This window comes from Caulobacter sp. P4_E5 (assembly GCF_056401555.1).
The window spans coordinates 54592-69720 of sequence record NZ_JBFUJD010000017.1 but is presented as its reverse complement, the minus strand read 5'-3'; the positions used below and the strand labels follow the sequence as shown (position 1 = coordinate 69720).

At 68.5% G+C, this 15129-nt stretch carries 19 protein-coding genes; 9 read left to right on the top strand and 10 right to left on the bottom strand.

Annotation, left to right across the window (positions count from 1 at the left end):
• Positions 1 to 99 precede the first annotated feature (99 nt).
• Positions 100 to 579, bottom strand: a complete 480-nt coding sequence (locus AC1DSO_RS08045; protein WP_477068341.1) for a hypothetical protein — start codon at positions 577 to 579, stop codon at positions 100 to 102.
• A gap of 318 nt (positions 580 to 897) precedes the next feature.
• Here AC1DSO_RS08045 and AC1DSO_RS08040 point away from each other — a divergent pair, with 318 nt between their 5' ends.
• The 3 genes from AC1DSO_RS08040 (at position 898) to AC1DSO_RS08030 (ending at position 2206) form a co-directional block, all read left to right on the top strand.
• Positions 898 to 1461 carry a DUF2199 domain-containing protein gene (locus tag AC1DSO_RS08040; protein WP_477068340.1) on the top strand — a complete coding sequence of 188 codons (564 nt, stop codon included), beginning with the start codon at positions 898 to 900 and terminating at the stop codon, positions 1459 to 1461.
• The gene (locus AC1DSO_RS08035; protein ID WP_477068339.1) at positions 1458 to 1877 is read left to right on the top strand and encodes a GNAT family N-acetyltransferase; all 420 of its coding nucleotides are present in this window, start codon (positions 1458 to 1460) and stop codon (positions 1875 to 1877) included. Before AC1DSO_RS08040 ends, AC1DSO_RS08035 begins: the two co-directional genes overlap by 4 nt.
• Before the next feature lie 95 nt (positions 1878 to 1972).
• The gene (locus AC1DSO_RS08030; RefSeq protein WP_477068338.1) at positions 1973 to 2206 is read left to right on the top strand and encodes a helix-turn-helix domain-containing protein; all 234 of its coding nucleotides are present in this window, start codon (positions 1973 to 1975) and stop codon (positions 2204 to 2206) included.
• 167 nt (positions 2207 to 2373) lie between these two features.
• On the opposite strand, the gene AC1DSO_RS08025 is transcribed toward AC1DSO_RS08030, so the two are convergent.
• Positions 2374 to 2592 (bottom strand): helix-turn-helix domain-containing protein, encoded by a 219-nt coding sequence (locus AC1DSO_RS08025; protein ID WP_477068337.1) that lies wholly within the window; start codon positions 2590 to 2592, stop codon positions 2374 to 2376.
• A 120-nt stretch (positions 2593 to 2712) separates the two neighbouring features.
• Here AC1DSO_RS08025 and AC1DSO_RS08020 point away from each other — a divergent pair, with 120 nt between their 5' ends.
• Positions 2713 to 3108 (top strand): helix-turn-helix domain-containing protein, encoded by a 396-nt coding sequence (locus tag AC1DSO_RS08020; protein ID WP_477068336.1) that lies wholly within the window; start codon positions 2713 to 2715, stop codon positions 3106 to 3108.
• Between the two features lie 163 nt (positions 3109 to 3271).
• Here AC1DSO_RS08020 and AC1DSO_RS08015 read toward each other — a convergent pair whose 3' ends face one another.
• The 4 genes from AC1DSO_RS08015 to AC1DSO_RS08000 all read right to left on the bottom strand — a co-directional run bounded on the left by AC1DSO_RS08015 (position 3272) and on the right by AC1DSO_RS08000 (position 5993).
• The gene (locus AC1DSO_RS08015; protein WP_477068335.1) at positions 3272 to 4069 is read right to left on the bottom strand and encodes a lysozyme inhibitor LprI family protein; all 798 of its coding nucleotides are present in this window, start codon (positions 4067 to 4069) and stop codon (positions 3272 to 3274) included.
• 74 nt (positions 4070 to 4143) lie between these two features.
• Positions 4144 to 4542, bottom strand: coding sequence for a lysozyme inhibitor LprI family protein (locus tag AC1DSO_RS08010; protein WP_477068334.1), 399 nt, complete (start codon positions 4540 to 4542; stop codon positions 4144 to 4146).
• Between the two features lie 69 nt (positions 4543 to 4611).
• Positions 4612 to 5016, bottom strand: coding sequence for a lysozyme inhibitor LprI family protein (locus AC1DSO_RS08005; protein ID WP_477068333.1), 405 nt, complete (start codon positions 5014 to 5016; stop codon positions 4612 to 4614).
• Between the two features lie 14 nt (positions 5017 to 5030).
• Positions 5031 to 5993 carry an acetyl-CoA carboxylase carboxyltransferase subunit alpha gene (locus tag AC1DSO_RS08000; protein WP_477068332.1) on the bottom strand — a complete coding sequence of 321 codons (963 nt, stop codon included), beginning with the start codon at positions 5991 to 5993 and terminating at the stop codon, positions 5031 to 5033.
• A gap of 289 nt (positions 5994 to 6282) precedes the next feature.
• Between AC1DSO_RS08000 and AC1DSO_RS07995 the strand changes: the two genes are divergently transcribed.
• The 3 genes from AC1DSO_RS07995 to AC1DSO_RS07985 all read left to right on the top strand — a co-directional run bounded on the left by AC1DSO_RS07995 (position 6283) and on the right by AC1DSO_RS07985 (position 8462).
• Entirely contained in the window at positions 6283 to 6483 is a 201-nt protein-coding gene (locus AC1DSO_RS07995) for a hypothetical protein (protein ID WP_047407774.1), read from the top strand.
• A 104-nt stretch (positions 6484 to 6587) separates the two neighbouring features.
• Positions 6588 to 7985: a cytochrome P450 gene (locus tag AC1DSO_RS07990; RefSeq protein WP_477068331.1), complete on the top strand. Its 1398-nt coding sequence runs from the start codon at positions 6588 to 6590 to the stop codon at positions 7983 to 7985.
• Positions 7986 to 8036: 51 nt separating this feature from the next.
• A complete protein-coding gene (locus tag AC1DSO_RS07985) occupies positions 8037 to 8462 on the top strand; it encodes an OsmC family protein (protein WP_477068330.1) in 426 nt (141 codons plus the stop codon).
• 131 nt (positions 8463 to 8593) lie between these two features.
• On the opposite strand, the gene AC1DSO_RS07980 is transcribed toward AC1DSO_RS07985, so the two are convergent.
• Both AC1DSO_RS07980 and AC1DSO_RS07975 read right to left on the bottom strand, forming a co-directional pair.
• Entirely contained in the window at positions 8594 to 9643 is a 1050-nt protein-coding gene (locus tag AC1DSO_RS07980) for an HpcH/HpaI aldolase/citrate lyase family protein (RefSeq protein ID WP_477068329.1), read from the bottom strand.
• Positions 9644 to 9725: 82 nt separating this feature from the next.
• A complete protein-coding gene (locus AC1DSO_RS07975) occupies positions 9726 to 10760 on the bottom strand; it encodes a mechanosensitive ion channel family protein (RefSeq protein WP_477068328.1) in 1035 nt (344 codons plus the stop codon).
• 88 nt (positions 10761 to 10848) lie between these two features.
• Between AC1DSO_RS07975 and AC1DSO_RS07970 the strand changes: the two genes are divergently transcribed.
• The gene (locus AC1DSO_RS07970) at positions 10849 to 11961 is read left to right on the top strand and encodes an ABC transporter substrate-binding protein (RefSeq protein WP_477068327.1); all 1113 of its coding nucleotides are present in this window, start codon (positions 10849 to 10851) and stop codon (positions 11959 to 11961) included.
• Here the strand turns inward: AC1DSO_RS07970 and AC1DSO_RS07965 are convergent.
• The gene (locus tag AC1DSO_RS07965) at positions 11949 to 12932 is read right to left on the bottom strand and encodes a transporter (RefSeq protein WP_477068326.1); all 984 of its coding nucleotides are present in this window, start codon (positions 12930 to 12932) and stop codon (positions 11949 to 11951) included. The two genes, AC1DSO_RS07970 and AC1DSO_RS07965, sit on opposite strands and share 13 nt — an antisense overlap.
• Positions 12933 to 13283: 351 nt before the next feature.
• On the bottom strand, positions 13284 to 14285 hold the full coding sequence (locus tag AC1DSO_RS07960) for an aldo/keto reductase (protein WP_477068325.1): 1002 nt from the start codon (positions 14283 to 14285) through the stop codon (positions 13284 to 13286).
• A 218-nt stretch (positions 14286 to 14503) separates the two neighbouring features.
• Between AC1DSO_RS07960 and AC1DSO_RS07955 the strand changes: the two genes are divergently transcribed.
• Positions 14504 to 14986: a VOC family protein gene (locus AC1DSO_RS07955; RefSeq protein ID WP_477068324.1), complete on the top strand. Its 483-nt coding sequence runs from the start codon at positions 14504 to 14506 to the stop codon at positions 14984 to 14986.
• The last annotated feature ends 143 nt before the right edge of the window (positions 14987 to 15129 follow it).

Here is a 15129-nt window from a genome sequence, read left to right as displayed (position 1 = left end):
CAATTTTTAGTATATATACCGTTTTCTGCAGGCGAGTTTTTCCGATCAAGCGTCCACCCGCAGCAGCCACAACATCTCTGATGGCAATTTCATGGTCGCTCATTCGTTCGCTTCCTTAATTACTTCGGCGATCAATTGCCTTGCTCTGTCATCCTCGCTCTCCACATAGAGGCGATACACGTGAAATGGCTTAAGAGCCGCAACCACGTCGGATACCTGAGCTAAATCGATCGGCCGGTCGCCCTCCAGGATATGAATGCGCTCGATGCCCTTTGGGGTCTCATAACCCTTTTGCTTGTAGGGATTCCGTTCAAACCGATCGATCAGGATTCGATTAACCAATGATTGATCGACCCGAATCTTTTCAGTCAAAATCCGCTTAAACCGCAAAATTCTCTGGTCGATATCCGAACCGGGATTAAGCCGTCCACCACTAAGCGCCGTACGAACATCAATCGCTTTGCACAGCTTTCGATAACGGAGCCTATTAGCTGATTCTGCTAAGGCAGGGTCTCGCGATTGCGAGAGTAGCGGCAACCGAAAGTAACGCGCGGCGCGAGCAACAGGGATGACGCACACGATAGCGGTCGCTAGAGCGAAAGCTAAAAGGCCGACCTACTGCTCGCTTGTTGGACTCCTGAGGCTCCATAGGCATTTTTATACCCTGCGCTTAGATGAGAACAATAGGTGAACATTTACCCCGGCGCAAGGCGATGGTGGGGATATGCGAGCTCGTCGCATCGCCTCCGTTACCTCAGAGACCGCCAGGTCCCATCCGCCCCTACATCTCTCGTAGGCAGCAGCGTGCCGGCCCGCCCTGCAATCGTCTCGCCGTGAGCTGAAAGCCTTTCCCCCTTCTCCGGAGAGAACGCCGCGCTACAAACGCGGGGAGCCAAGATGGAGACCGGCGTGCGGGGCTTCCTGAACCGATTGTTGGGCCGCCGGGCGCCGCCCGTGAAGGCCTGGGTCTGCGCGGTCTGTGGACAGGCTCACGACGATTTGCCCGCCGCCGCGTTTCCGGCGCCCCTCGTCTGGGACCAGGCCTCCGAGCAGGCGCGGGCCGACGACTTCGACCTCACCACCGACACCTGCATCTGGGAACATGAGCACTACTTCGTGCGCGCCTGCCTGGACCTGCCCTACGCGGACCGAGACGGCGCGTTCCAGTTCGGCGTCTGGACGACGCTGAGCCGCGACAACTTCTTCCGGTATCTCGAAACCTTCGACGACGGCGAGCGGGGCGCGCTGCCGCCGATGTTCGGCTGGTTCGCCAACCGCCTGCCCGGCTATCCCGAGACACTGAACCTGAAGTGCACCCTTCATCCCCGGTCCGAAGGCCTGCGCCCGCTGATCGAGCTGGAGACGACCGACCACCCGCTGTCGGTTCAGCAGCGGGAGGGCATTCCCTTCGCCGACGCCGTCGCCTACGTCCACGCGCACCTGGACCTCAAGACCCCATGATCCACCACCCCGCCACCGACGCCGAGATCCTCGCCACGTTCGAGGTCATGGCCCACCTGCGGCCGATGCTGGCCCGCGAGACCTATGTCGCGCGGATCCGCCAGCTGATGGCCTCCGACGGCTATCGGCTGACCGCCCTGTCCGAGGACGGGACCGTCAGGGCCCTGGCCGGGTGGCGGCTGCTGGACATGCTGTATTGCGGGCGGTTCCTGAGCGTCGACGACCTGGTCTCGGACCCGGACGCGCGCTCCCGGGGCCACGGCAAGGCGCTGCTGGACTGGCTGAAGGCCGAGGCCCGGCGCGCGGGCTGCGGGCATCTGGAGCTGATCTCCAACGTCGCCCGCGAGGGCGCCCACCGGTTCTATTTCCGCGAGGGGCTGGCGGTGGACGCCTTCCACTTCCGGGTGAAGCTCTAGGGCGCTCGGGCCCCTCGCCCTGGCGCCCGCGGAACATGCGGGCGCCTTCCATCGCGCGAGTTGACGAGAACGCTCCACCAAGACTAGAACATTTCATGAACAAGTCGCCTCCATTGCGAAAGCTGGGTCGGCGGATCCGGACGCTCCGGGAAGCGGCGGCGCTGACGCGCGCGCGGCTGACGGCGGCGGCGCTGACAGACGAGGAGACCCTGGCGGCGATCGAGGCGGGGCGGCGCGACCCCGACTACCTGACCCTGACGCGGCTGGCGCGGGCGCTGGGGGTGTCGGTGGGGGAGTTGCTGGCGGCGATGGATGAGGGGGAAGACTAAACCACCACAGGGGAAGCCAAAACACCCGTGTCATCCCGGAAGCCTCGCAGAGGCTGTCCGGGACCCAGGGGCCAAGCGCAATGCGGTGGCCCTGGGTCCCGGCTCTCCGCTTCGCTGCGGCCGGGATGACACTGGAAAGTGGTTTGGGAAAGGAGCTTGGCTGCCCCCTAGAGCCGCCCGACCAGCTCGGCCAGGCGGACGTCCAGGGCGCGGGCCAGCTGGAACAGGGTGGTGGCGCTGGGGTTGCGCTCGCCGCGCTCCAGCAGGCCGACATAGTTGCGATGCAGGCCCGCGAGCTCGGCCAGGGCTTCCTGGCTGAGGTTCCGCGCCTTGCGGCGAGCGCGGATTTCTCGCCCCAGGGCGGTCAGGTCGGGATCATCGGCCACGCGCGACCCTTGCCTTGGTCGCTCCGCGCATCTACACACCTTCAGTGTGTATTTTTCGCGCCGAGGTCGAGGGTTGCACGTATGGGTCGTCGAAATGGGAGTCGAAACGCTGCTCCGGACGTGACGAGCGTCCATCCGCCCATCCATCCGGTCGATCGCCACGTCGGCCAGGTGCTCCGCGCCCGCCGCCGGGCCCTGGGGCTGAGCCAGACCGCCGTGGCCGACCAGCTGGGGGTCAGCTTCCAGCAGCTGCAGAAGTACGAGCGCGGAACCAACCGGGTCAGCGCCTCGACCCTGCACGGCCTGTCGCTGGTGCTGGACCTGCCGGTGGCGCGGTTCTTCGACGGCCTGGCCGAGCCGGAGAACCCCAGCGACGCCCGCGGCCGCGACCTGGTGGCCGAACTGGTCGCCGCGCCCGAGGGCCCGGCCCTGGCCGAGGCCTTCCTGAACCTGCCGCCGGGGCAGATCCGCACGAAGCTGACGGCCCTGGCCCGGGCGATCGGGACGGGGCGGTAGGTTTCGCCTTCCTCCCCCTCTGGGGGAGGGGGACCGGCGAACGCCGGTAGAGGGGCCCTGGGCAGTGGCGAACGCAACACCGCTTCGCGGACCCCCTCCGTCTCGATGCGTATTCGCATCGAGCCACCTTCCCCTAATGGGGAGGAGAGATCATGCCGGCGCTTCAGCGTGGCGCGCGAACGCCGTGCGACTTGAGGAACACCTCCAGCTGGTCGGCGCGCATGCCCGTGAGGGCGTCGGCGCACACCGTGGCCTCGTAACCCCCCTGGCGCCCCCACAGCCGATCATCGACCAGGCGCTCGCAATCGGCGTCGCGGAAGGCGATCCAGAGGCGCTGAGCGGCGCGTGCGGTCTCCTTGTCGCCCGGGCCCAGTTGCGCCAGGAACGCCTTGTAGACGCGGTTCAGGCGGGCGTCGGCGCGATCGAAATCGTTGATCGCGCAAACCGACATGTCCCTCCCGGTCCGCGCCTTCTTCTCGCACGGGGAAGGCCCGACGAAGACGGCGCCGGGCGGCGGCTCTTGTGATGGATTGGCGTCCCGACCGAGCTCTTCGGCCCGGTCGATGGTGTGCTCCAGCAAGCACTTGCGGGCGTCCAGCGCGCCCCGCGCACCCCAGGTCGGGCTGGCATGGACGCGGCAATCGGCCTCCCGGAACGCGGTCCAGGCCCGTTGGGCCGCGCGCACCGGGTCCGTGGCGAAGGTCTGCTCCGGCGGCTCACGGTCCTTCTCGTACTGGGCCAGGTCTTTCAGGATGAAGGTGTAGTAGCGATCGACGGTGGCGTTCTGGCGTTGGATCTCCTGGTCCACGCAAGCGATCGCGCCGGCCTGGGTTTGCCCCGCCGGCGCGGCCAGGCAGCGCTCGTAGGCGGTGGGCGGACGCTTGGCCGTCCGAGCTTGCGCGGCCTGGACGGACGGCGCGACCATCAGAACGGCGGCCACGATGGCGAGGGAACGGATCACGGGAAAGCTCCACCTTGGAGCGCTACCCTAGCGTGCCCGACGCCGAACACCAGCGAACGTTGATCCCCGACGTCCTAGCGCCGCAAGCGACGCTCCAGCTCGTCGGCCCGCGTCTCGGTGGCCTGGGCCAGGCAGGTGTTGGCGTAGATCGCGGCCTGGCCGCTGCCGCCGTATCCACCCCGGCACTGGCCGTCGCGATCCTTGATCCATCGCTTCTGGGAGGCGCGGAGCGAGGCCTGCTGCGGCGGCTGCAGCGGGGCCAGGGCGGCCTTGTAGGCGCGGCCCAGCCGGGCGTCCTCGCGGTCGAGGACCCGGGTGACACAGCCTAGGCGCTTGGGATGGGAGCCGCCGCGCTTGTCGCAGCGGTCGAGCGCCGCGTTGGCTGACAGGGACTGGGGCCGGCGGGCTTGCGCCTCGACCGTCGGCGCGGCCAGCAGGACCACGAGGGTCGCGGCGGCGAGGGATCGGATCATTTTGGCCAGGCTCCAGCAGGGAGCGCGACCCTATCTGGTTCGACGCGGAACACCCAGTGAACCTTGTGCTCACGGGGTCTGGCGGAAACCTTCCAGGTCATCGGCGCGGCGCGCCGTGCGGTCCAGCCGGCAGCTGGCGGCCTCGACGCGGCTGATCGTGCCCCAGTCCTGGTCGTAGAGGCTGGCGCAGTCGGCGTCGCGGAAGGCGATCCAGGCGCGCTGGGCCTTTTGCAGGGCGGCCCTCTGGCGCGGCAGCTCCAGGCGCTTGAGGGCGCCCTTGTACGCGCGGTTCAGGCGGGCGTCCTGGGCCTGCCACTCGGTCCCGATGCAGTCGATCATGCCGGCCGTGCTCTGGCCCGACGGCGCGGCCAGGCACTTGGCGTAGGCTGGGGAGTACTTCGGCTCGGCCGCCTGGACCGGCGAAACGGCGGCGGCCAGCAGCACGGCGGCGACGATCAGGGACGTCCGAACCATCGCCGCGCTCCAGGCTACTGCAAGCCCGCGCGGCCGATGGCGTAGAAGCGTTCGGAGCGCTGCTTCTTCAGCTCGGCGGCGCTCATGGCGGCCATGGCCTTCAGCTCGTCCTCGACCGTGTCGCCGACGGCCTGGATCGCCGCGTCGGAGTCCGAATGGGCGCCGCCGGCCGGTTCCTCGATGATGCGATCGACGATGCCCAGCTTGATCAGGTCCTGGGCGGTGATGCGCATCTGGGTCGCCGCGTCCTTGGCCCGGGCCCCGTCGCGCCACAGGATCGAGGCCGCGCCTTCCGGCGAGATCACCGAATAGATCGAGTGCTCCAGGATCAGCACCTTGTTGGCGCCGGCCAGGGCGATCGCCCCGCCGGAGCCGCCCTCGCCGACGATGGTGGCGATCATCGGCACTTCCAGGGTCAGGCAGCGCTCGGTCGAGCGGGCGATGGCCTCGGCCTGGCCGCGCTCCTCGGCCCCCAGGCCCGGATAGGCGCCGGCGGTGTCGACGAAGGTCAGGACCGGCAGGCTGAAGCGCTCGGCCATGTCCATCAGGCGGACGGCCTTGCGATAGCCTTCCGGGCGGGCCATGCCGAAGTTGTGCTTCAGGCGCGTGGTGGTGTCGTGGCCCTTCTCGTGGCCCATGACCACGACCGGCTGGCCCCGGAAGCGGCCGAGGCCGCCGACGATGGCCTGGTCGTCGGCGAACTTGCGGTCGCCGCGCAGCTCGACGAACTCGTCGATCAACCCCGCGACATAATCGCGCAGGTGGGGCCGCTGGGGGTGCCGGGCGACCATGGTCTTCTGCCAGGCGTCGAGGTTGGCGTAGGCCTCCTTGCGGAGGTCTTGCGCCCTGTCACGAAGAGCCTGGATCTCGGCGTCGAACGCCCCCGGGCCAGCCGTCTCGGAGAGCCGCGACAGCTCCTCGATTTTGCTTTCCAGGTCAGCGATTGGGCGTTCGAAATCGAGATAATGGGCGGCCATGGACTCTTAAACGTCGCCGTTAATGAAAGGGTGCGAACCTAGTGGTGGAATCCGCCGAGGGAAAGAGGCGAGATTCCGGCGAGGAACCGCCCCGAATCCGACGTGTTTTATCCACAGGCTGAAACCCGAGGATCCCCAGGTGAGTCTCGAATCGAGACTCTCTCCTCTGGTGAATCGCGACATAGAGTCCTATGTTGTTTTTGTAGCAGGTCGCGGAAGCCGACTTGCGCCCCCGCGGGCCCCGGCATCGAATATGCGCGGCCCCGCCTGATGAGAGCGCACAGTTCCCATGCAGGTGTTCACCTTCTTCTGTGTCGAGGCCGACGGCTCGGTGCCACGCTTCGACGTTACGCCCTGCGCGGACGATCACGCCGCGCGCGTCCGCGCCTTCGAACTGCTCGACATGCACAACCGCTGCGACTTCGTCGAAGTGTGGCGCGGCTCGCACCGCGTGTTCGACGTCACCGCCCACCACGCGGTGGCCGCCTGATATTCTCCACGCGATGAATTATTGCGAGGCGAGCTGAGCGGCTGTAACCTCTGCTTCCGGATGGGGCCCAAAACGGGTCCCGCTTACCGGAAAGCCGCTCTCCCATGGACTCCGTCCTCGCAGCACCGGCAAGCCCTCCCCTGATTCCACCCGCGCCCAAGGTCCACGCCCGTCCGCTGGGCGGCTCGGCGCTCGGTGAGCTGCGCGTCGCCTGGGAGATGGGCCGCAGCCTGGTCGGCGCCTACAGCGAGGCCGACTTCGACAGCTTCGTCACACCGTATGTCTTCATGGGCCAGCCAGGCCTGGTGGTCAGCGAGCCCGCCGCCGCGCGCCGGATCCTCACCTCCCCCAACTATCTGCGTCCGATAAAGGCCAGCCGGCCGCTGAAGCCGCTGGTGGGCGAGGGCCTGCTGCTCAGCGAGGGCGAGATCTGGAAGCGCCAGCGCAAGAGCCTGGCCCCGGTCTTCACGCCTGCCGCGACGGGCGGCCTGCTGCCCCATTTCGTCGCCGCCGGCGAAGGCCTGGTCGAGACGCTGGCCGGCCAGGGCCGCGCCAACCTGGCCCAGGCTTTCCATCATGCCACCCTGGACGCTGTGCTGCGCGCCCTGTTCTCACGCCGGGCCGACGCGGAAGGCGCCCTGCTGGCCGACCTGGCCCGCCGCTACATGGAAGGCCCGGCCCACTTCAAGCTGTTCGACTTCATGGCCAAGGGGGCGGAAGACCTGACCTTCGCCGATGGCGACCGGCGGCGGCTGGGCAAGCGCTGGCTGACGGCGGTCGACGCGCTGGTCGCCGAACGACGGGCCCGCCCCAATCCGGGAGTCCTGGACATGTTGGACCGCCTTCTGGCGGCCCGTGACGAGGACGGCGCCCCCCTGCCCGACCAGGAGATCCGCGACCAGTGCAGCTCGATGCTGGCCGCCGGCTTCGAGACCACCTCGCGCCTGCTGTTCTGGGCCGCCTATCTGCTGGCCTTGGATCCAGAGACCCAGGACCGCGTCCGCGCCGAGGCCATCGCCTTCCCGGCCGAGCGCGTGACCGGCCTGGACGACCTGAAGGCCTGGCCGCTGCTGCGCTCGGTGCTGTTCGAGACCCTGCGGCTCTATCCGTCTGCGCCGATGATCGCCCGCCAGGCGCAGGGGCCCGATACGGTGCTGGGTTGCGACGTCGTTCCTGGCTGCATGGTCACCATCAGCCCCTGGCTGATCCATCGGCACCGCAAGCTGTGGGACGCTCCCACCGCCTTTCGACCCGACCGCTTCATCGACCAGCCGCATCCGTGGGGCCAGGAGGCCTTCATTCCGTTCGGCGCCGGTCCGCGCGTCTGCATCGGGGCGGGCTTCGCCCTGGCCGAGGCGCAGATCATCCTGGCCAGCCTGCTGGCTCGGTTCCGGATCACCATGGCCAGCGAGCGGCCGGTGCTGCCCAAGGCCTCGATCACCCTGGGGCCGGACCACGAGCCGGACTTCCAGCTGAGCCCGATCGTGCAAGCGCGGCCTTGAAACGGGTGCTACCAAGCGCCAGTTCACAGCTCCGATTCAAGAGATCCCGCCATGACCGAGACGCTCGCCACCCGCCCGTTCGCCACCGCCGACGACAGCGGCCACGGCGGCCTGCAGACCTTCGTCACGGCCGGCCCCTCGACCATCGTCGCCGACATCTCGGTGGCGCAAGGCGGCCTCGACCTGGGGCCCGATCCGCACGAGCTGGTCGCCGCCGGCCTGGCGGCCTGCACCAGCATGACCCTGCGGCTCTACGCCAACCAGAAGGGCTGGGACATCAGCGCCATGCACGTCGAGGTCTTCTCGCACTTCGACGCCGACCAGATCCCGCACGAGCGCTTCGAGCGGACGATCACCATCGAGGGCGACCTGACCGACGAGCAGCGCGAGCGCCTGTTCCAGATCGCCGAGAAGTGCCCGATCCACAAGCTGCTGACCGCCGGCGCGCGGGTGGTGACGACGGTGGGCGGGAACTGAGCTAGGCCTTCAACCTCGGCAGGCCCCCACCTGACCTCGCTACGCGAGGTCGTCCGCCCCCGGAGGGGGCAGAAGGATCCTTCTTCCCCCTCCGGGGGAGGAGCGCCGAAGGCGCGGAGGGGGCAAGTGATCTAAAACCCGTACAGCGCCCTATACTCCGCATCCTTCGCCGCGATCTGCCGCGCGCAGTCGACCATCACCTTGGCCTGTTTCCAGGTCGCGTCGTCCTGCATCTTGCCGTCGATCATCGCCACCCCCGTGCCGTCGGGCATGGCGTCCAGGATCTTACGGGCGAAGGCCACCTCGTCCGGGGCGGGGCTGAACACCGTCTTGGCGATGGCGATCTGGCTGGGATGCAGGCTCCAGGCCCCGGCGCAGCCCATCAGGAAGGCGTTGCGGAACTGCTGCTCGCAGGCGACCGGATCGTCGATCGCGCCGAACGGGCCGTAGAAGGGCTTGATGCCGTGGGCGGCGCAGGCGTCGACCATCTTGGCGAAGGTGTAGTGCCAGAGGTCCTGCTGCACCGAAGCCCGCGCGGACCCGTCCGCGTGCGGATCCTCGATGACGCGATAGCCGGGGTGCCCGCCGCCGACCCGGGTGGTCTTCATGGCGCGGCTGGCGGCGAGGTCGGCCGGACCAAGCGAGATCCCCTGCATCCGCGGGCTGGCGCCGGCGATCGCCTCGACGTTCATCACCCCCTCGGCCGTCTCGAGGATGGCGTGCAGCAGGATCGGCCGGGTGACCCCATGCTTGGCCTCCAGCGAGGCCAGCAACTGGTCCATGTAGAAGATGTCCCACGGCCCCTCGACCTTGGGCACCATGATCACGTCGACCTTGTCGCCGGCCTTCTCGACGATGGTGGCGACCTCATCCAGGTGCCAGGGCGAGTTCAGGCAGTTAATGCGCGCCCAGAAGCCAACGCCCAGCGCCTTGAAATCCACCTCGCGCGACATCGCCACCAGGCCGGCCAGGGCCGCACCCTTGGCGTCGGCGGGGATGGCGTCTTCCAGATTGGCCAGGATCACGTCGACGGTCGGGGCGATCTCGGCGACCTTGGCGCGGACCTTCTCCAGGTGCGGCGGCACGAAGTGGATCATCCGCTCCACGCGGGCGGGCGGCTCGCGCCAGGGCGTCGGCGCGCCGATGGCCAAGGGTTTGAAAAAGCCGCGCGGCGTCTTCATCGATCACTCCCCGAATGGTTCTTATTTCGCAATTGCGAGAACCATGCGGCGGCGCGGCATGGACGTCAAGCGGCCCAGGTTATCAGCGTTCAGTCTTGTCCGGCGCGGCGGGCGGAGGCGGCTTGGGCAACTCTTCCGGATCCTCGCGCTCGAGGTCGGCGGCGGCGTCGTTGCTGGAGCCGGCCTTGATCGCCTTGGCCTTGCGGCGGCGGGCGGCGGGTTCCAGCTTGAGGCTGGTCAGGGCGTCCTCGCCTTCCTCGCCGAACAGGCCGCGGACGCGGATGTCGCGCTGCGGATAGGGGATCTCGATCCCCGCCCCGCGCAGGGCGTCGTCGATCAGCCAGGTATAGGCCGCGAAGATCGCCGCCGGGCGGCGCACCGCCTCGACGGTCGGCCAGACGATCAGCTCGAACTTCAGCGCGCTCTCGCCATAGCCGACCAGCCAGACCTGAGCCCGGCGGATGGCGTCGTCGGGCGAGGTGAACGGCGCGGCCTTAGCGGCCTTTAGCACCGCCTCGCGCACCTTGTCCTTGTCGGCCCCGAAGGCGGTGACGAACGGCACCCGGAAGCGGCGGTTGGTGTTGCGCAGGGTCCAGTTGATCACCTGGTCGTTCACCAGCACCGAGTTGGGCACGACGATGTCGGTGCTGTCGTTGGTGCGGATGCGGGTGGCGCGCGGGCCGATCTCGTGGACCACGCCCCGGCCGCCGTTGGGCAGCTCGACGAAGTCGCCGACCGCCACCAACCGCTCGAACACCAGGCTGACCCCCGACGCGAAGTCCTTGATGATGCCCTGCAGGCCCAGGCCGACGCCGACGCCCAGAGCGCCCGCGAACACGGTCAGCGAGGTCAGGTCGACGCCCATGGTCGACAGGCCCGCCACCACCCCGATCGTCACCAGGCCGTAGGTGGCGACCTTCTCGACGATGTACAGCGAGGCGGCGTTGCCGGCCGCCCGCTCGCGCAGCTTGCGCAAGCCCGCCGAGGTCAGGCGCGCGGCGACGATCGCCACCACGACGATCAGCACTCCCGCCGCCAGCCCGCCGACGGTCACCGACGCCTTGCCCAGCTTCAGGAGTTCAAAGGAATCGAGCGTGCGGAGCGGGTTGCCGGCCATGAAGCGGAGTTTGGGGGGATTGGGGGTTGAGGATCAAGGGCGCGCCGCTATCTGCATCCAGGACATCCACGCCCAGGAAGGCCCACGCATGACGCCGTCGCCCGGAACCGAACCCGCCGACACGTCCGCGATCCGCATCGGCGTCCTGGCGCCGCTCACGCCGCCGGGCTGGGTGGAGGCGGGCCAACACCTCCTGGCTGGACTCGAACTGGCCGTCCGCGAGGTCAATGAGGCGGGCGGGATCGACGGCAGGCCCCTGGAACTGCTGGTCCGGGACACCGCCGCTGATCCGCGGAAGGCAGAGACGGCCGTGGACGAGCTGGCCGGCTTGGACGTCGTCGCCCTGGCCGGGGAGTATCACAGCGTCGTCGCCCGCGCCGTCGCCGCCCGGGCTGACGCCCTGCGCGTGCCGTTCCTCTGCTCGTCGGCGGTCATCGACGCGCTGGTCGACCAGCCCACGGACTGGGTCGCGCGCCTTCCTCCGCCCCAGTCGCTGGGTTGGCGGATCTACGCGGAGTTCCTCCTCGGCGCGGGTCACAAGCGAATCGCGGCGGCCACGGCGCCCAGCGTCTACTGGGCCTCGGGCGTTCGCATCCTGCGGGACCGCCTCACGCCGAACGGTGGAGAGGTCATCGAACTGGACACYCGCGCGCTTGATCCGGCGGCGCTCTGCGACGCCCTCGCCGACAGCGGCGCGAGCGCCCTGCTGCTTCTGGTCGGCCACCCGGAGCCCGCGGTCTCGATCGTCAGGGCTGTCCGCCGCGATCCTCGCCTCGCCGAAATCCTGATCGGCGCGCCCGCCGGACAGCCCGAGCTGGCCGAGTGGGTGGCGTTACTGGGCGACGACGGCGCCGGGGTCCCGTTCCTGCGCTATCTCCCCGAGCGCCTCGGGCCATCTGGCCGGCGGGTCGAGACGGCCCTGCGCGCGCGGTTGGCGGCGCCGTCTTTCGTCGCCTTCGAGGGCTACGACACGATCGCCGTCCTCGCGCGGATCCTGCGAACCCATGGTCCGGACCGGGCCCGCATCGCCGCCGCCTGGCCGACGGTCGAGGTCGAAGGCGTCAGAGGGCCGATCCGGTTCTCACGGCCGCCGGGCGTCGACGTCTGGCAATGGACCTGGCCTCCGGTTCAGGTCGCCGACCGTGATCCGGCGGAACCGGACCGCTTCCGCGTCCTTCACGTGGGCGATCACCGCACGTAGTTCACCGCGATCGCCGGCGTCACCGACGCCGTCACGTTGCGACCCGCCGGCACGATCCGCGCGCCGACGATCACGCCGACCTGGCTGTTGAAGTTGTACTCCACCGCCGGAGCCAGGATCAGCGCCTTGCTGACCGGGTAGCGCCGCTCGAAGCCGCTGCCGCCCAGCACGCCCGTCACCTTGGTGGAGTCATCGCGCTGCCAGGCCAGGTCCATGGCGGCCACCCAGTTGCGGGTGATGCTGTATTCGAAGGCCAGATTGACCAGGAAGCTGTCGCCCGGCTGGGCCTTGCCCGTGAAGCCCGTCGGCGTGCCGTAGACGCTGGCGCCCCTGAGTTTGGCGTTGTCGGAGCGGGTGTACTGGACGTTCAGCCGCGTGCGCAGGATCCGGCCGTTCGGGGTCCAGAAATAGTACTGCGAATTGACGCCAAGCGTCGTGGCCCAGGCCCCGCTGCCGAAGCCGTCGTTGGGGCGATCGTCCAGGCCGTCGTGGCGGCCGATCGGCAGATTTTCCTGCAGCATCACCGAGATGGTCGGGACGTGGCCGCCAGGCTTGTACTGGGTCAGGCGGTACTGGGCCTGGGCGGTCAGGTCGCCGATGCCCAGCCCCTGGCTCCAGCGCCCGCCGGCCCGGCGATAGCCCAGATGCGGGATGAAGCCGGCCGTCAGCGTGTCGGTGACGCCGTACAGCATGTAGGCCGACGAGCCGATGTTGTCGGCGTCCGGGGCGCTGTGGCGCTTGCCGTCGGCGTCGAAGCTTCCGTACGGCTTGGCGTCGTACAGATAGGGCTCGAACAGGATGTGGCCCTTGGGCAGGGTCCCGGCGCCCGAAGCCAGCAGCGGCCCGGTCCACCACGCCTCGTCCAGACCCTGGCGTTGGGGCTGGGGTGCTTCAGGGTTGGCGAGCGCCGGAACGGCCAAGGCCGAGAGGGCGGCCGCGATCAAGGCGGCGCGGCGAATGTTCGAGTTCATGGATCCTCCCGGGGTGGCGTCGTTGCGCCTACGCCGCATCCGGCCGCGTCGCCGCCCGAAACTTGCGGATCAGCGGCCGGATTCTGTCAGCAGCGTGCAGTTGGGAGGCTGGAGGTCCCCGCGACAGGCGCCAGTCCCGGGAATTTCAGGGGCGCCAATCGGGGGAATCGAATGGAAGCGATCAAAACCCCTCTCCCCTTGCGGGAGAGGGTGGCCCGAAGGGTCGGGTGAGGGGTCGAAAACCGGATCCGCCGCGACAGCGGATAGGCTGGGCGCCAAGCCGACAGGACTATCGCCCCCTCATCCGTCAGCTTCGCTGACACCTTCTTCCGCAAGGGGAGAAGGTGAATTCTATCGCCCGACCATCGCCAGGCCGGCCTCGCTGTAGCGTTCGCCCTCGATGGCCGTTTCCGGCACGGCGGCGGCGATGCGCGACAGTTCCTCGGGCGACAGGGTCACCTCGACGGCGCCGACGTTCTCCTCCAGCCGGTGGATCTTGGTGGTGCCGGGGATCGGAGCGATGTCCGCGCTCTGGTTCAGCAGCCAGCCCAGGGCCAGTTGGGCCGGGGTGATGCCCTTCTCGCCGGCGATCTCAACGAGGGCGTCGACCAGGCTGAGGTTCTTGGTCAGGGCCTCGCCCTGGAAGCGCGGCAGGCCGCGGCGGAAGTCGTTGTCGGCCAGGGTCTCGGGCCGCACCGCCCCGGTCAGGAAGCCCCGGCCCAGCGGGCTGTAGGGCACCAGGCCGATCCCGAGCTCGCGCAGGGTCGGCAGGATCTCAGCCTCCAGGTCGCGGAACCACAGCGAATATTCGCTCTGCAGGGCGGCGACCGGCTGGACGGCGTGGGCCTTGCGGATGGTGCCAGCGCCGGCCTCCGACAGGCCGAAATGCTTGACCTTGCCCTCGGCGATCAGGTCCTTGACCGTCCCGGCCACGTCCTCGATCGGCACGTTCGGGTCGACGCGGTGCTGGTAGAACAGGTCGATGACCTCGACGCCCAGGCGCTTCAGCGACGCCTCGGCGACCTCGCGGATGTGCGCAGGCCGGCTGTTGACGCCGCGCATACGGCTATAGCCCTGGCCGTCGCTGGCCGGACCGATGTCGAAGCCGAACTTGGTGGCGATCACCACCTGGTCGCGGAAGGGCTTCAGGCCCTCGCCGACCAGTTCCTCGTTCAGGAACGGGCCATAGATCTCGGCGGTGTCGAAGAAGGTCACGCCCAGCTCGATCGCCCGGGCCAACACCTTGAACGCGTCGGCCTTTTCCAGGGCCGTGCCATAGACTTGGTTCATGCCCATGCAGCCGAGACCGATGGCCGAGACTTCGAGGCCGTCGCCGAGTGTGCGCGTCTTCATGGGGAGCTCCTTGATGCGGATTGGGCGCGGCGACCCTGCCGCCGGCCGTTCAAAGATGGGTTCGCGGCCGCGCGGGATAAGGCCAGAATTTTCACTGCTCTGATGAGCTGAATTCAACAGTCGTTTTTCGTTTGCGCAATTTTACCCTGGTTGTCGGAACGGCGTTCGGTCCACCGTCCTTGGGTCGAAGGCCGCGTTGGCCGCAATGGAGAACACCCATGCCCAAGATCACCCCGTTCCTGTGGTTCGACAATCAGGCCGAGGAAGCCGCCAACTTCTACGCCTCGGTCTTCCCGAATTCGAAGGTCAATACGGTCGCCTACTATCCCGGCGAAGCCCCCGGCGGCGGCAAGCCCGGCAAGGTGATGACCGTCGAGTTCGAGCTGGACGGCCAGAAGGTCGTCGCCCTGAACGCCGGCCCGACGTTCAAGCTGGACGAGGCCTTCTCGTTCGTCATCGACTGCGATGGCCAGGACGAGGTCGACCACTATTGGAACAGCCTCACCGCCGACGGCGGCCAGGAATCCCAGTGCGGCTGGCTGAAGGACAGGTTCGGCCTCTCCTGGCAGGTCACGCCCCGCCAGTTGATCGAGGCGACCACCAGCCCCGACCGCGAAGCCGCCGGCCGCGCCTTCCAGGCGATGATGGGGATGCAGAAGATCGACGTCGCCAAGATCCAGGCGGCGTTCGCGGGGAAGTAGGAGACTTCTCTCCTCCCCATTAGGGGGAGGTGGCGCGGCGCGAATACGCGCCGTGACGGAGGGGGTCCGCGAAGCGGTCGTGCGCGGGCCAACTCACAGGGCCCCTCCACCGCCGTTCGGCGGTCCCCCTCCCCCAGAGGGGG

Bases quoted from the DNA above. Each gene is read 5' to 3' on its own strand.
- AC1DSO_RS08040 (WP_477068340.1), top strand. From the start codon at position 898: ATGGAGACCGGCGTGCGGGGCTTCCTGAACCGATTGTTGGGCCGCCGG.
- AC1DSO_RS08035 (WP_477068339.1), top strand. From the start codon at position 1,458: ATGATCCACCACCCCGCCACCGACGCCGAGATCCTCGCCACGTTCGAG.
- AC1DSO_RS08030 (WP_477068338.1), top strand. From the start codon at position 1,973: ATGAACAAGTCGCCTCCATTGCGAAAGCTGGGTCGGCGGATCCGGACG.
- AC1DSO_RS08010 (WP_477068334.1), bottom strand. From the start codon at position 4,542: ATGATCCGATCCCTCGCCGCCGCGACCCTCGTGGTCCTGCTGGCCGCG.
- AC1DSO_RS08005 (WP_477068333.1), bottom strand. From the start codon at position 5,016: ATGGTTCGGACGTCCCTGATCGTCGCCGCCGTGCTGCTGGCCGCCGCC.
- AC1DSO_RS08000 (WP_477068332.1), bottom strand. From the start codon at position 5,993: ATGGCCGCCCATTATCTCGATTTCGAACGCCCAATCGCTGACCTGGAA.
- AC1DSO_RS07995 (WP_047407774.1), top strand. From the start codon at position 6,283: ATGCAGGTGTTCACCTTCTTCTGTGTCGAGGCCGACGGCTCGGTGCCA.
- AC1DSO_RS07990 (WP_477068331.1), top strand. From the start codon at position 6,588: ATGGACTCCGTCCTCGCAGCACCGGCAAGCCCTCCCCTGATTCCACCC.
- AC1DSO_RS07985 (WP_477068330.1), top strand. From the start codon at position 8,037: ATGACCGAGACGCTCGCCACCCGCCCGTTCGCCACCGCCGACGACAGC.
- AC1DSO_RS07980 (WP_477068329.1), bottom strand. From the start codon at position 9,643: ATGAAGACGCCGCGCGGCTTTTTCAAACCCTTGGCCATCGGCGCGCCG.
- AC1DSO_RS07975 (WP_477068328.1), bottom strand. From the start codon at position 10,760: ATGGCCGGCAACCCGCTCCGCACGCTCGATTCCTTTGAACTCCTGAAG.
- AC1DSO_RS07965 (WP_477068326.1), bottom strand. From the start codon at position 12,932: ATGAACTCGAACATTCGCCGCGCCGCCTTGATCGCGGCCGCCCTCTCG.
- AC1DSO_RS07960 (WP_477068325.1), bottom strand. From the start codon at position 14,285: ATGAAGACGCGCACACTCGGCGACGGCCTCGAAGTCTCGGCCATCGGT.
- AC1DSO_RS07955 (WP_477068324.1), top strand. From the start codon at position 14,504: ATGCCCAAGATCACCCCGTTCCTGTGGTTCGACAATCAGGCCGAGGAA.